Origin of the sequence: Pseudomonas sp. MEJ108 (assembly GCF_030208985.1) — a bacterium.
Lineage (GTDB): Bacteria > Pseudomonadota > Gammaproteobacteria > Pseudomonadales > Pseudomonadaceae > Aquipseudomonas > Aquipseudomonas fragariae.
Genome location: NZ_JARVSW010000035.1, coordinates 36405 through 49066, shown reverse-complemented (window position 1 = coordinate 49066; position 12662 = coordinate 36405). Strand labels below are relative to the sequence as shown.

The 12662-nt window shown below is 60.2% G+C and carries 13 protein-coding genes; 4 read left to right on the top strand and 9 right to left on the bottom strand.

Going from position 1 to position 12662, the window contains the following annotated elements:
- Positions 1-5: 5 nt before the first annotated feature.
- From iolB to QRN50_RS16730, 3 genes are read right to left on the bottom strand one after another with little or no spacing between them, the layout of a single operon-like run.
- On the bottom strand, positions 6-815 hold the full coding sequence (gene iolB / locus QRN50_RS16740; RefSeq protein ID WP_058822194.1) for a 5-deoxy-glucuronate isomerase: 810 nt from the start codon (positions 813-815) through the stop codon (positions 6-8).
- Between the two features lie 13 nt (positions 816-828).
- Positions 829-1734: a myo-inosose-2 dehydratase gene (iolE, locus tag QRN50_RS16735; RefSeq protein ID WP_011268323.1), complete on the bottom strand. Its 906-nt coding sequence runs from the start codon at positions 1732-1734 to the stop codon at positions 829-831.
- A 58-nt stretch (positions 1735-1792) separates the two neighbouring features.
- Entirely contained in the window at positions 1793-3730 is a 1938-nt protein-coding gene (locus tag QRN50_RS16730) for a bifunctional 5-dehydro-2-deoxygluconokinase/5-dehydro-2-deoxyphosphogluconate aldolase (protein WP_058822195.1), read from the bottom strand.
- 283 nt (positions 3731-4013) lie between these two features.
- Between QRN50_RS16730 and QRN50_RS16725 the strand changes: the two genes are divergently transcribed.
- The gene (locus QRN50_RS16725) at positions 4014-4922 is read left to right on the top strand and encodes a MurR/RpiR family transcriptional regulator (protein ID WP_003315787.1); all 909 of its coding nucleotides are present in this window, start codon (positions 4014-4016) and stop codon (positions 4920-4922) included.
- An 11-nt stretch (positions 4923-4933) separates the two neighbouring features.
- Here QRN50_RS16725 and QRN50_RS16720 read toward each other — a convergent pair whose 3' ends face one another.
- Genes QRN50_RS16720 through QRN50_RS16710 form a run of 3 tightly spaced genes read right to left on the bottom strand, consistent with a single transcriptional unit; the run spans position 4934 to position 7961 of the window.
- Positions 4934-5932, bottom strand: coding sequence for a lysylphosphatidylglycerol synthase domain-containing protein (locus QRN50_RS16720; protein WP_024650939.1), 999 nt, complete (start codon positions 5930-5932; stop codon positions 4934-4936).
- A complete protein-coding gene (gene clsB / locus QRN50_RS16715) occupies positions 5929-7179 on the bottom strand; it encodes a cardiolipin synthase ClsB (protein WP_003403681.1) in 1251 nt (416 codons plus the stop codon). The genes QRN50_RS16720 and clsB overlap by 4 nt, the downstream gene beginning before the upstream one ends.
- The gene (locus QRN50_RS16710; RefSeq protein ID WP_011268327.1) at positions 7176-7961 is read right to left on the bottom strand and encodes an endonuclease/exonuclease/phosphatase family protein; all 786 of its coding nucleotides are present in this window, start codon (positions 7959-7961) and stop codon (positions 7176-7178) included. The genes clsB and QRN50_RS16710 overlap by 4 nt, the downstream gene beginning before the upstream one ends.
- A 204-nt stretch (positions 7962-8165) precedes the next feature.
- Here QRN50_RS16710 and QRN50_RS16705 point away from each other — a divergent pair, with 204 nt between their 5' ends.
- Positions 8166-8705, top strand: coding sequence for a cytochrome b (locus tag QRN50_RS16705; RefSeq protein WP_096126613.1), 540 nt, complete (start codon positions 8166-8168; stop codon positions 8703-8705).
- Between the two features lies 1 nt (position 8706).
- Here the strand turns inward: QRN50_RS16705 and QRN50_RS16700 are convergent, their stop codons facing one another.
- From QRN50_RS16700 to psrA, 3 genes are all read right to left on the bottom strand, one after another.
- Positions 8707-9447 carry an S-methyl-5'-thioinosine phosphorylase gene (locus QRN50_RS16700; protein WP_096126612.1) on the bottom strand — a complete coding sequence of 247 codons (741 nt, stop codon included), beginning with the start codon at positions 9445-9447 and terminating at the stop codon, positions 8707-8709.
- Positions 9448-9456: 9 nt separating this feature from the next.
- Positions 9457-10467, bottom strand: coding sequence for a beta-N-acetylhexosaminidase (gene nagZ, locus QRN50_RS16695; protein WP_096126611.1), 1011 nt, complete (start codon positions 10465-10467; stop codon positions 9457-9459).
- Positions 10468-10592: 125 nt separating this feature from the next.
- Entirely contained in the window at positions 10593-11309 is a 717-nt protein-coding gene (gene psrA, locus QRN50_RS16690) for a transcriptional regulator PsrA (RefSeq protein WP_096126610.1), read from the bottom strand.
- Positions 11310-11565: 256 nt separating this feature from the next.
- Here psrA and lexA point away from each other — a divergent pair, with 256 nt between their 5' ends.
- Both lexA and sulA read left to right on the top strand, forming a co-directional pair.
- Positions 11566-12174, top strand: a complete 609-nt coding sequence (lexA, locus tag QRN50_RS16685; RefSeq protein ID WP_003403693.1) for a transcriptional repressor LexA — start codon at positions 11566-11568, stop codon at positions 12172-12174.
- Between the two features lie 9 nt (positions 12175-12183).
- Entirely contained in the window at positions 12184-12654 is a 471-nt protein-coding gene (gene sulA, locus QRN50_RS16680; RefSeq protein ID WP_003403697.1) for an SOS-induced cell division inhibitor SulA, read from the top strand.
- The last annotated feature ends 8 nt before the right edge of the window (positions 12655-12662 follow it).

The following is a 12662-nucleotide window of genomic DNA, read 5'->3' as shown; positions in this document are numbered from 1 at the left end:
GGAAATCAGAGATCCAGCAGCCAGCTGTGCTGCGGATCGTTGTGGAACTGCCAGGCGCGCGTCGGGCCAGCCATTACGTTCAGGTACCAGGATTCGTAGCCATAGGGGACGGAGACCGGGTGGTAGCCCTTGGGCACGGTCACCAGGTCGTTGTTTTCCACGGCCATGGCCTGATCGATGCTGCGGTCGTCGGTGTACACCCGCTGGAAAACGAAACCCTGCGGCGGGTTGACCTGGTGGTAGTAGGTTTCTTCGAGGAAGCTCTCGTGCGGCAGGTTGTCCCGGTCGTGCTTGTGCGGCGGGTAACTGGAGGAATGCCCCGAAGGTGTACGCACCTCGACCACCAGCAGCGAATGCGCCGCTTCGCTGTCCGGCAATATGTCGCACACATAGCGGGTATTGGCGCCCTTGCCGCGTACGCTGCGCTTCATGCTGCCCGGCATGATCAGGCGTGCCGGAAAACGTTTGCCGGCATCGCCCGGCGCCGTGCATACGGCAAGCTGCACCGCGCCGCGCGCGACAAACTGCGCCTGGCTATGCGGCGGCAGGTAGACCGCGAATGGCGATTTCTCTTCGAACACCGATTGCCGGTCGCCGATGTTTTCCCAGTTGAAAACGCCCTGCCCCGGCGCTTCACCACTGACGCTGGCGTGCCCGGTCAGCAGGACCACGCACAGCTCGTTTTCTTCTGCGCTCAACGGCAGGCTTTCTCCGGACTCCAGGCGGTAGGCGGCGAAGTTCACGTATTCCAGCGAACCGGGGGCCAGCGCTACGACGTCGCGGCCAGTGGATTTGCTCTTGGTCAGCAGATTCATGTTTCAGTCCTCCTTAGCGTGCATCGGCCAGCAGTTGGCGCAACGTGTCATAGCCCTTTTTGGCGTACACATAGCTCGGCGCTACCGCTGGGTCCTGTTCGGCCTCGACCACCAGCCAGCCGCGGTAATCGGCCTGCAGCAGCACCTTGAGCAGCGCCGAGAAGTCGATGTCGCCATCGCCCGGCACCGTGAAGGTGCCGTTGATGATGCAGTCGGGAAAGCTCCACAGATTGTTGCGCGCCAGTTGCACCACCGGCTTGCGCACGTCCTTGAAATGCACATGACAGATACGCTGGATGTGCTTGCTCAACACCTGCAGAGGTTCGCCACCGCCCATGTAGCAATGCCCGGAATCGAACAGCAGGCCGACTTCCTCACCGGTCAGCGCCATCAGCCGGTCGATATCCTGCGGCGACTCGACATAAGCGCCCATGTGGTGGTGATACGCGAGACGCACGCCGCGGGACAGGGTAAAACGTGCCAGCTCGGTGAGTTTTTCGGCGTACTCATGCCAGGCGGCATCGGTGTGAAAACGCGGTCGTTCGACCAGCGGGATACGCTGCCCCTGAATCGAGTCGGCCACTTCGCCATACACCAGCACCGAAGCGCCATTTTCGGCGAGCAGCTGCACATGTGGGGTGATGGCTTCGATTTCCTCGGCCACCGAACGCCGCGCCAGGCGGCTGGAGTACCAGCCGGACACCAACGCCAGATCATGGGGCCGCAATACATCGCCGACGCCCTTGGCATCTTTCGGAAACTTGCCGTTGAGCTCGAAGCCCTCGTAACCAATGGCTTTGCCTTCGCTGAGCGCCGTGCTCAACGGGGTTTCTCCGCCAAGGGCCGGCAAATCATCGTTGCTCCAGGAGATCGGATTGATGCCGATGCGGATTCTGGGTGTGGAAGTCGAAACGGGCATGGCTGCACCTTTTTTGTTGTTATCGCGACGTTCTTGTGGCGTCGAAATCCGAAACGAATCAGGCGCGGCTTTCGCGCCAGGACTCGATCAACCAGTTGAAGGTGCTCTGCACCCGACTGATCAGCGTCGCATCGTCTATTTCTCCGGCCATCCAGGCCCGGCTTGGCTCACGGAATATTGTCCGGCCGACGGCAAAGCCCTGGCAGACGCGGCTGTGGCGTGCTTCGGCAAAGCCGGCGGCGAGGTCTTCGACAGGCGCATTGAGCCCGAGCAGTACCACACCGCGGCAATACGGATCGCGTTGCTGGATCAGTTCGTCCAGTTGCTGCCAGACCTGCGCGCTCTGCGCCTCGATCTTCCACCACGCCGGGTAGATGCCCAGGTTGTACAAACGCTTCAGCGAGCGAAGCATCACGTCCGGATGAGGCGACGGGTGATCCTTGGGCGGAATGATTTCCAGCAGCAACTCATGGCCGCTGACTTTCGAAGCGTCGTAGAGCGCCTTGATCTGCGCTTCCTGCTCCAGGCGCAGCATCGGCTCGTCATCGGGGTGATATTGCACCAGGCACTTGATGATCTGCTCTTGCGGCCAGGCGAGCAGATTGCTACCGATGGAGCGACCGTGCTCGAAGGCCAGCGGCCTTGAGCCCTGTACTTCCACCGGACGCGCTACCCACCAGCCGCGACCGGTTGCGGCGTTGAGAGAATCCTGACCGAAGCGCTGGTCGGCAAGCAGACCGACATCGGCCTCGATACCGCGCTTGCGCAGGTCGGCTTCGACCCGCTCGACCGCTTGCACGAACAACTGCTTGAGCTGGCTGATGCTGCCCAGATCACGCCCGGCCTGTTGCGCCAGTTCGACCAACTGGCCGCGATGATCGAAGGCGAAGATGAACAACTGCCGCCACTGCTTGCGCGGCACGCTGACCTGATGCAGCCGTTGCAGGGCGACATCCTGATCAGGGCGGGTGATGGGTTGCGGGCTGTTGAACAGGTAATCGAGTTCGGCCGGGGTCGGCATCGCAGGCGCGCAGGCGTGACGCGACACCACCAGCCCGCCACAGGCATTGGCCAGCTGGCAGCAGCGTTCGTCACTGGCCTCCTTGAGCCAGCCGCTGAGAAAACCGGACATGAACGCATCGCCCGCACCGAGCACGTTGAGCACTTCGACCTGCACGCCGGGGTAGATAGCGCCCTCTTCCAGCCGCGCAGGAATGGCCCCGTGAATCACCGTGCAGCCTTGCGGGCCGAGTTTGACCACCAGCGTTGCGGCCGTCAGTTCACGCACCCTGCGCAGGGCCGCGAGCAAATCGGTGGCACCGCCGGCAATCTGGAATTCTTCTTCGGTGCCGACGATCAGGTCGAAACGCGGCAGGATGCGCTGTACATGCTGGCTGACCTTCTGATCGGCCACGAACCGGGTCTCGCCATCGGCCTTGCCTGCCAGCCCCCAGAGCACCGGGCGGTAGTCGATGTCCAGCACGCGTTTGACGTCATGCTTCTCGGCATAGTCGAGCGCCTGGCTGCTGGCCTTGAACACCTGATCAGTGGAGAAATGCGTGCCGGTGATCAGCAGCGCCTTGCTGGATGCAATCTGCTGTTCGTCGATATCCTCGGCGCGCAGGGCCATGTCAGCGCAGTTTTCACGGTAGAACACCAAGGGGAAGGTTTCACGATCCTTCAGCCCCAGCAGCACCATCGCCGTCAGGCGCTCGGGGTCGCGCTTGATCGCACTGACATCACAGCCTTCGCGGGCCAGGGATTCGACCAGAAAGCGGCCCATATGATCATCGCCGACCCTGCTCAGCATGGCCGACCTGAGCCCGAGCCTGGCGGTGCCGAAGGCAATATTGGCCGACGAGCCGCCCAGGTACTTGGCGAAACTGGAAACGTCTTCCAGCCGCGCCCCCACTTGCTGCGCATAAAGGTCGACGCCCAGGCGTCCGAGGCAAATCAGATCCAACTGACGCCCAGTGGCAAAGCGTGTCTGGCCCATGGTGGCTCCTGTTATTTTTATCAGCCTGCAGCGCTTGCATCATGTGTACACGCTGCTTTGTGAATGCAGCGTAAAACGTCAAGGCACATCAATCAATATTTTTTCTATAATTATTTTTAGTGGAATATTTTTTCCATACCACCACTCAAGTGCTGGCACACTGCGCACGCGGGTAGGATATAGTCGTCGTTCCTGCCGCAAGGCAGCCTCCACCGTCAGGCCCGCAACGGCATTGCCCTGCACGCCGTTGCCCTGAAAAAGAACAAGCAGAAAGGATGTGAATATGACCAGCGCCGATCAGCCCACTCTGCCCGGGACGAGCGTCGATATGCCGCCGAACAGTGCCGAAGGCTTGTTGCGGCTGATCACTGATGAATACGAAGGCCTGCCACGCCAGCTCAAACGGATTGCCAGCTATATGAGCCAGCAGAGCGACCGGATCATGGTTGACCGGATCAGCGACATCGCCCGCGAGTGCGAAGTCCACCCCTCGGCCATCGTGCGATTTTCCCAGCGCTTCGGGTTCAGTGGCTTCAGCGAGATGCAGGCGCTGTTTCGCGAGGCTTATACGCACAAGACCACGCCGGTGCAGAATTACCAGCAGCGTATCCGCAGCCTGATCGCCAATAAGTCACAGAAAGCCAACGCAGGCGATCTGGCACGCGAATGCGTCAGCGCCACCCTCTCCGGCCTGGAACGCCTGAGTGTCGAGCTGGATGACGATGAATTCGAAAAGGCCGTGGACCTGGTGGTCAACGCCGACAACATCTATGTGGTGGGTGTGCGCCGTTCATTCGCGGTGGCTGATTATCTGGTCTACAACCTGCAACACACCAACAAGCGCATTCACCTGATCTCCGGCCTGGGCGGCAGCTATCGCGAGCAAATGCGCAGTGTGCGCGCCAATGATCTGGTGATTGCCATCAGCTTCACGCCCTATGGCAAGGAGACCCAGCACTGCCTGCGCATCGCCCAGCACCATCAGGCCAAGACGCTGATCATCACTGACAGCAACCTGTCGCCGCTGGCCAAGCGCGCCAACTCGGTGTTGCTGGTCAACGAGGGCAGCTCGTTCGCCTTCCGCTCGCTGAGCGCCACGCTATGCCTGTGCCAGGCACTGTTCATCGCCGTGGCCTATCGCCTGGAACTCAAGGTCGACGAAATACACGAGCAGGTCGGCTTTGATGATTGAGGGCTGAGCCCTCAGGACTTGGCTTCCTCGCCCATGCGCTGCTGGTTCTTCTCGCCCATCTTCTTCGCGCGTTTTTCCAGCACCAGATACACCACCAGTGCCAGCAGCAGCGGCAACAGGAAGTAGATTGCGCGGTAGCCGATCAGCGCCGCGAGCAGGCTGCCCTTGGAGAACTGGTGCGCCAGCAAGGTGATGAACACTGTCTCGAGCACGCCGAGGCCCGCTGGAATATGAGTGATCACTCCGGCGATGCTGCTGATCAGCAACACGCCGAGAATCGCCGGATAAAACGCCTTGTCCGGCAGCAGGGTGTAAATCACCGCCGCCATCAACGACCAGTTCAGTGCGCCCAGACTGGCCTGCATCAGGGCCTGCTTCATCGACGGCAGATTGAATTCCTGATCACGGATGGTCCATGAGCGTTTCTTCGAAAACCGGCAGGCCAACAGATAGGCAAAACACACCGCCAACAGTCCGAAGCCGATCAGTTGCAGGGTTGTGGTGCCGATCGACCACTCCTCAGGCAACTCCAGAAAGCGCATCGAAAACACAAAACCGGCCAGCAGCATATAGCCCAGCCAGTTGGTGATCAGGCTCAGGCTGAGAATGCGCGTGATGGTCGAAACGTCCAGCCCCAGTCGCGAATACAAGCGGTAACGCAAGGCAATGCCGCCCACCCAGGAACTGAGATTGAGGTTGAACGCGTAGCAGACAAACGTTACCGGCACGATCTGCTTGATCGCCAATGTGTGCCGGGTGTAATAACGCGCCAACACGTCAAAGCCGCAGTAGGTGGCGTAGCTGGCAAAGGCCACCACCGCCGCGATAGCCAGGGTGCTGGCCTTGTAGGAGGCCAACGCCTGTTTCACCTCTTGCCAGTCAAGCTTCTTGACCAGCATAAACAGCAGAACCGGGACGGCGATGAAGAAAAACAGATTGAACGCCCGCTTTGCCCACTTCCACCTGGTTCCCTGCGCACTGTGCGGCGCTGCCTGCGTGGCTTGGGTCATAGGGTTTTCTCCTGATCCATCGGATGGTTGTTCTGTTGCTGTTCGATCACCTTCGCTTCAGGCACTACATCACCGGCACGCAAAGGCTTGAGGCGCACACCGTGAACCGGAAACAAACCGGCAATGGCCGGGAAACGGCGCAGGAAAAAGAAACTCAATACGATCATCGGCGCACGCCACCACTGACCACGCGCCGCCCCCTTGAGGCTCATCTGTTTGCTGTGCGCCGCGGCAAGCTCCATCAGATGATTTTGCAGATGCTCATTGAGGGTGCGATCACGAATGAACAGGTTGGCTTCCAGGTTCAGCGCCAGGCTCAGCGGGTCGAGATTGCTGGAACCCACGGTGGACCAGTCCTGGTCGATCAGCGCGACCTTGCCGTGCAATGCACGTTGCTTGTATTCGTGAATGGCCACGCCATCGCGCAGCAGGTAGGTGTAGGTCAGTCGCGAGCAGACCCGCACGAACGGCATGTCGGGCTGGCCTTGCAGGATCAGGGTGACCTTGACGCCCCGCCGTGAGGCGTTGCGCAGCTCACGCAGAAAGCGGTAGCTGGGGTAAAAATACGCATTGGCCAGGGTGATGCGTTGCTTAGCAGCGCGAATCGCCTCCAGGTACTGCTCTTCGATGTCGGTGCTGTGCTCGTCATTGTCGCGCTCGGCGAGCAGCATGCTGGCGTCACCGGCGCGGTCCAGCTTGAGTGCAATGGGCGGCAATTTGTCACGAACGACCTTGCTGAGCATATTCAACGCGCTGTGGTGAATGTCGCCAACAATCGGCCCGCGCACCAGAACGGCGTAGTCCTGTTTGGCCGTCAGACCGGTGTCGGTCATATGATCAACGCTGTAGTTGATGCCGCCGATAAAGCCCAGTTCGCCATCGATCACCACCACCTTGCGGTGCAGACGGCGAAACAGATTGGTGCGCATGCCCATGAACCGCGGGCGCGGATCGAACAGCTGAATCTGGATACCGGCGTCGATCATGGTTTTGACAAACGTCGAACTCAGGTCCGAGGTGCCATAGTCATCCACCGTGACGACCACCTTCGCGCCATTCGCGGCGGCTTCGAGCAACGCCTGTTGCAGGCTCTCGCCGATCCGGTCTTCAAAAATAATGAAGGTCTCGATCAGCACTTCTTTGCGCGCGGCACGTATGCATTCGAATACGCGGGCGTAGAAATCCTCGCCATTGATCAGCAACTCTACCGAGTTGCCGTCGCGCCACTGCCCTGTCGTATTGCTCATAAGGTCAACTCCACCGCCAGCGGTGCATGATCGGAAAGGTGCGACCACGGTCGGCTGGACAACACTTTCGGCCGGTGCGACGTCGCATTGCGGACATAGATCCGGTCCAGGCAGAGCAAGGGCCAACGGGCCGGAAAGCTTTTGGCTGGCGCCCCGAAGCGCTCGACGAAAACCTCATGCAGCCCGCTGCCCTGCAGTGATGCATCGGCGCGCTGGCGCCAGTCATTGAAGTCACCGGCAACGATGACCGGCTCGCCCTCGGGAATACGTGCCATCAGCTCGTTAAGCAGTTTGAGCTGTTGACGCCGATGGCTTTCACGCAACCCCAGATGCACACAGATCGCATGTACCCGGCCCGCATGTGGCACGTCGAGAATGCAGTGCAACAACCCGCGCTGCTCGGTGCCATGAATGGAAATGTCGAGGTTTTCATGCTGGATGATCGGGTATTTGGACAGCAACGCGTTGCCATGATCGCCATCCGGATACACCGCATTGCGGCCGTAGGCAAAATCATTCCACATGCTGTCGGCCAGAAACTCGTACTGCGAAATCGTCGGCCAGTCCTTGACCCTGCGCGCGTGGCTCTGCTGTTCGCCGTGCACTTCCTGAAGAAACACAATATCGGCCGATACAGTGCGCACAGCTTCACGCAACTCCGGCAGAATGAAGCGGCGATTGAAAATGCCAAAGCCCATGTGCATGTTCATGGTCAGTACATTCAATGAAACACTGGCGGACACAGGTGTTGCTGGGCCGACAGGCGGATTGGCACTGGTCAAGACTTGCTCCCGGGTGAATATTCACGGCATATGAAGCCACCCGTGGGCACAGGTTCCGTCGCGTCTCTCACGTGCTGTGTATTTGCCATATTCAATGGCCGGAGATGCACGCGAAAAACTCAGGCCAACATGAAACGCAGGCGCCCGATCGACAGCCTAAGCTGTCTACCAGACCTGCAAAAAAAAGAGACAAGGAATCAAACCGTGGATGTATCGACTTCTCAACGCTACACCGCCCGGGCCAGATGGCTGCACTGGGTCATGGCCATTCTGATCGTGCTGGCCTACACCCTGATTCTGAGCCGCACTCAGTTCGGCAAGGGCTCTGAATACCGCTTGCTGGTTGTGCAGAGTCACTACTGGGTCGGCATTCTGATTCTGATCATGGCGTTTTTCCGTGTCGCCGAGCGTCGACGCCATCGTCCGCCCGGCATCACACCGCCACTTGAGGGGGCGTTGCGCATTGTCGCGACCCTGACCCATTACGCGCTGTATGGGTTTCTGCTTGCCCAGCCTTTACTGGGACTGCTGACGGTGATGGTGGAAAAAGGCGCGCTGCCCATCCCCCTCACCGACCTGCAGATTCCCTGGCCGCTGGCCACCTCGGACCACCTGGCCGAGACGTTCGAAGACCTGCACAAGTTGCTGGGCTCGATCTTCTACTATGTCATCGGTCTGCATGTGATCGCTGCGCTCTGGCACCATCTGGTGCGCAAGGACAATACCCTCAAGCGCATGCTGTAATTCAGGACGCTGACAGAACCCGGGCAAGCGTGGCTTTCACCTTGCCCATTCCGTCGCGCAGGGCCTGTTCGATTTCCGCCATGGTAATGACGGTGGTCGACTTGCCCGCTGCCGGATTGACCACCAGCGCCAGGCAGGCGTATTCAAGCTCCAGCTCACGCGCCAGCGCGGCTTCGGGCATGCCAGTCATGCCGACGATGTCGCAACCATCACGCTCCAGGCGGATGATTTCGGCAACGGTCTCCAGACGCGGTCCCTGGGTACAGGCATAGACGCCCCGATCGGAGAACGCGCATCCCTCAGCCGCCAACGCCGCAATCAGCCGGGCACGCAGTGGCTCGCTGTACGGATAGCTGAAGTCGATGTGCGTGACCTCTTCCAGGTCATCGGCAAAAAATGTGTGCTGGCGACCGCTGGTGTAGTCGACCAGATCATGCGGCACGCAGAAATGCCCGGTGCCCATGGCCGGATGAATGCCACCAACTGCGTTGACCGCAAGAATCGCTTCGGCACCTGCCTGCTTGAGCGCCCAGATATTGGCCCGGTAGTTGACCTGATGCGGCGGCAAGCGGTGCGGGTGGCCGTGGCGCGCCAGAAACATCACTTCGCGACCGGCATAGTCGCCGATCTGGATTTCGCCGGAAGGTGCGCCATAAGGCGTGTTCATCGGCAGGGATTGCCGAATGTTCAGGCCTTCGAGCTGGGTCAGGCCAGTACCACCAATAATCGCGTAAACAGTCATCGCAAATCCTTAATCGATCAGTTGAGCAGCGCGCAGAGCCTGGAGCGCGGCCTGCCAGCGCGGGTGTTGCCGATAGTCGGTACTGGCCGACGCCAGACCGCGCATACGGGCGATACGTGGCGAAGGCTTGACCTTCAGGCGCTGCGCAGCGCCCAGCGCAAGCTCTGCGGCCGCGCGGTCGTTGCACACCAGACCCATGTCGCATCCGGCTGTCAGCGCTGCCTCGATACGGCTGGCCGCATCCCCGACGACATGAGCGCCGGCCATCGACAGGTCGTCACTGAAAATAACACCGTCAAATTGCAGTTCGTCGCGCAGAATGTCCTGCAGCCAGTGCCTTGAAAAGCCAGCGGGCTGCGAATCGACTTTCGGGTAGATGACATGCGCCGGCATCACTGCAGCCAGCTGCTGACTCAGGCGTGCAAACGGCACCAGATCATTGGCGCGGATCTCTTCCAGGCTGCGCTCGTCATTCGGGATAGCCACATGAGAATCGGCTTCAGCCCAGCCGTGACCGGGAAAATGCTTGCCGGTGGCAGCCATGCCGGCGGCGTTCATCCCACGAATGAACGCCCCTGCCAGCAACGCCGCGCGCTGCGGATCGCCTTCGAACGAACGCGTGCCGACCACAGCGCTGCGCTGGTAGTCGAGGTCCAGCACCGGGGCGAAGCTCAGGTCCAGTCCGACCGCCAGCACTTCGGTCGCCATCAGCCAGCCACAATGCTCAGCCAGATGCTCGGCGTCAGGCTTGTCGGCGATGGCGCGCATCGGCGGCAGGCGTACGAAGCCCTCACGCAGGCGCTGTACCCTGCCGCCCTCCTGATCGACAGCGAGCAGCAGGTCCGGGCGCACGGCACGAATCGCGGCGCTCAATTCACGAACCTGACGGGGATGCTCGATGTTTCGGGCAAAGATGATCAAACCGCCCACTTCGGGCTGACGCAAAAACTGACGGTCTTCGCTGGTCAGCCAGGTGCCGGCGACATCGACCATCAGGGAGCCTTGCAGGCCAGAACTCATAGAAAAACCCTTACACACCAGTGCTCGTTCACAATCCGGGCATGGTGCTTGATCCTGAAGCCCGACGCAATGCGACACGCCGGTGCAGCCTGATTCAGGGCAGAGGTTGATTCAAGGCAGAGGCTTCAGGCCTTGGCGACCGCAGGTGTGCTGGTGCTGCTCTTGGTCCGCGGCCTGAGCTGGGTGGCGATCATCGCAGGATCGCTGACGCCGGTGTCGGCGCGCATGCCTGCGGCCAGAAAAGGCACCATCAGGCGCATGACCTGCTCGATGGAGGTATTGACGCCGAAATCGGTCTCGGCAATGGCGCGCAGGGCCTTGATCCCGGACATGCTGAACGCCGCAGCGCCGAGCATGAAGTGCACGCGCCAGAACAGCTCGATGGGCGGAATGCGCGGCGCGGCTTCGTTGACCAGCGTCATGTAGCGACGGAACACCTTGCCATACATGTCTTCGAGGTAGCGCCGCAGGTGGCCCTGGCTCTGACTGAAGGCAAGCCCCAGCAGGCGCATGAAGATCGACAGGTCGTTACCGCTGCGCGGCTGCACCACAAGCGCCTGCTCGACGAGAATCTCCAGCAGTTCCTCAAGGCTTGGCTTGTGTTCGGGTTTCGCCTGGCGGCGTTCCAGTTCGCGATCGAGACTGATGCAGAACGGTCCCAGAAAACGCGAGAACACGGCCTGAATCAACGCCTTCTTCGAGCCGAAGTGATAATTCACCGCAGCCAGATTGACCGACGCCTTGCTGGTGATAAGACGCAAGGACGTTTCGGCAAAGCCTTTCTCTGCGAACAACTGCTCTGCAGCATCAAGAATGCGTTCAACGGTTTCCGACTGGGCCATGGCTCTCTGCCTAACAAACGAACGTTTGAAACATACGTATCAAACGCCTCGATTGTCAAGCCGGACCGTTCATTTTGTGGCCGAACAGTCACGGTAAAGGATGTTAAATGACAAAAGACAGGCATTGCCGAGGTTTTTGACCAGAGGCTCCGCCCGGGTTAAACACCGCCTGGCGGCGAAAATGAAATGGATGATTGCCAACGCGCCTTCACTGTATATAATCCCAGTCACTGTATAAAAAGCCAGAGCGCCCCTCATGATCAAACTGACGCCACGCCAGGCTGAAATCCTGGGTTTCATCAAACGCTGCCTGGAAGACAACGGGTTCCCGCCGACACGTGCGGAGATCGCTCAGGAGCTGGGCTTCAAATCGCCCAACGCGGCGGAAGAGCACCTCAAGGCCCTGGCCCGCAAAGGCGCTATCGAAATGACTCCGGGTGCTTCACGCGGCATTCGCATCCCCGGCTTCGAAGCGCGGCAGGACGACAGCAGCCTGCCCGTCATCGGCCGCGTTGCAGCAGGTGCACCGATCCTGGCGCAGCAACACATCGAGGAGTCCTGCAACATCAATCCTTCCTTCTTCCACCCCAGCGCCAACTACCTGTTGCGCGTTCATGGCATGAGCATGAAGGACGTCGGCATTCTGGACGGTGATCTGCTCGCCGTGCACACCACGCGTGAGGCTCGCAACGGCCAGATCGTGGTTGCCCGGATAGGCGATGAAGTGACCGTCAAGCGTTTCAAGCGTGAAGGCAGCAAGGTCTGGCTGCTGGCGGAAAATCCTGATTTCGCACCCATCGAGGTCGATCTCAAGGATCAGGAACTGGTGATCGAAGGTTTGAGCGTCGGCGTCATTCGCCGCTAAGGAGACGTTATGCAGTTCCATCAAGCACCGCATTCGCAATTGCCGCTGTTCGAGGCGTTTCTGGCCCAGCCCATCGCCCCGCTGCTCACAAATGCAGTCGAAACGCCTTGGGGCGATGAGCCAGAGCCCTTCAGTGAGCTGTCATTGCGCGGCGCCGCCGGGAACTGCCTCAACCTGCTGGCACCCATCCTTCGGGAGCTGAGCGAGGAACTGGATGCGCGCTGGCTGACACTGATCGCACCGCCATCCAGCCTGACGCAGACATGGCTGCGCGACGCGGGACTCAACAGGGAGCGGATTCTGCTGCTGCAGCCACGCGGCATACAAAGCGTACTGGAGCTGACGCGCGAAGCACTTCGACTGGGCCGTAGTCATACGGTGGTGAGCTGGATCAACCCGCTGGGCGCCATAGCGCGTCAGCAATTGATCAGTGCAGCAAAAATCGGGGAAGCACAGAGCCTGAACATCCGGCTGGGCTGAGGCCCGGT

What these genes read in the sequence shown, in the direction of transcription:
- QRN50_RS16700 (WP_096126612.1), bottom strand. Translation starts at nt 9,447, where the DNA reads ATGACTGTTTACGCGATTATTGGTGGTACTGGCCTGACCCAGCTCGAA.
- iolB (WP_058822194.1), bottom strand. Translation starts at nt 815, where the DNA reads ATGAATCTGCTGACCAAGAGCAAATCCACTGGCCGCGACGTCGTAGCG.
- sulA (WP_003403697.1), top strand. Translation starts at nt 12,184, where the DNA reads ATGCAGTTCCATCAAGCACCGCATTCGCAATTGCCGCTGTTCGAGGCG.
- nagZ (WP_096126611.1), bottom strand. Translation starts at nt 10,467, where the DNA reads ATGAGTTCTGGCCTGCAAGGCTCCCTGATGGTCGATGTCGCCGGCACC.
- psrA (WP_096126610.1), bottom strand. Translation starts at nt 11,309, where the DNA reads ATGGCCCAGTCGGAAACCGTTGAACGCATTCTTGATGCTGCAGAGCAG.
- iolE (WP_011268323.1), bottom strand. Translation starts at nt 1,734, where the DNA reads ATGCCCGTTTCGACTTCCACACCCAGAATCCGCATCGGCATCAATCCG.
- QRN50_RS16725 (WP_003315787.1), top strand. Translation starts at nt 4,014, where the DNA reads ATGACCAGCGCCGATCAGCCCACTCTGCCCGGGACGAGCGTCGATATG.
- lexA (WP_003403693.1), top strand. Translation starts at nt 11,566, where the DNA reads ATGATCAAACTGACGCCACGCCAGGCTGAAATCCTGGGTTTCATCAAA.
- QRN50_RS16730 (WP_058822195.1), bottom strand. Translation starts at nt 3,730, where the DNA reads ATGGGCCAGACACGCTTTGCCACTGGGCGTCAGTTGGATCTGATTTGC.
- QRN50_RS16720 (WP_024650939.1), bottom strand. Translation starts at nt 5,932, where the DNA reads ATGACCCAAGCCACGCAGGCAGCGCCGCACAGTGCGCAGGGAACCAGG.
- clsB (WP_003403681.1), bottom strand. Translation starts at nt 7,179, where the DNA reads ATGAGCAATACGACAGGGCAGTGGCGCGACGGCAACTCGGTAGAGTTG.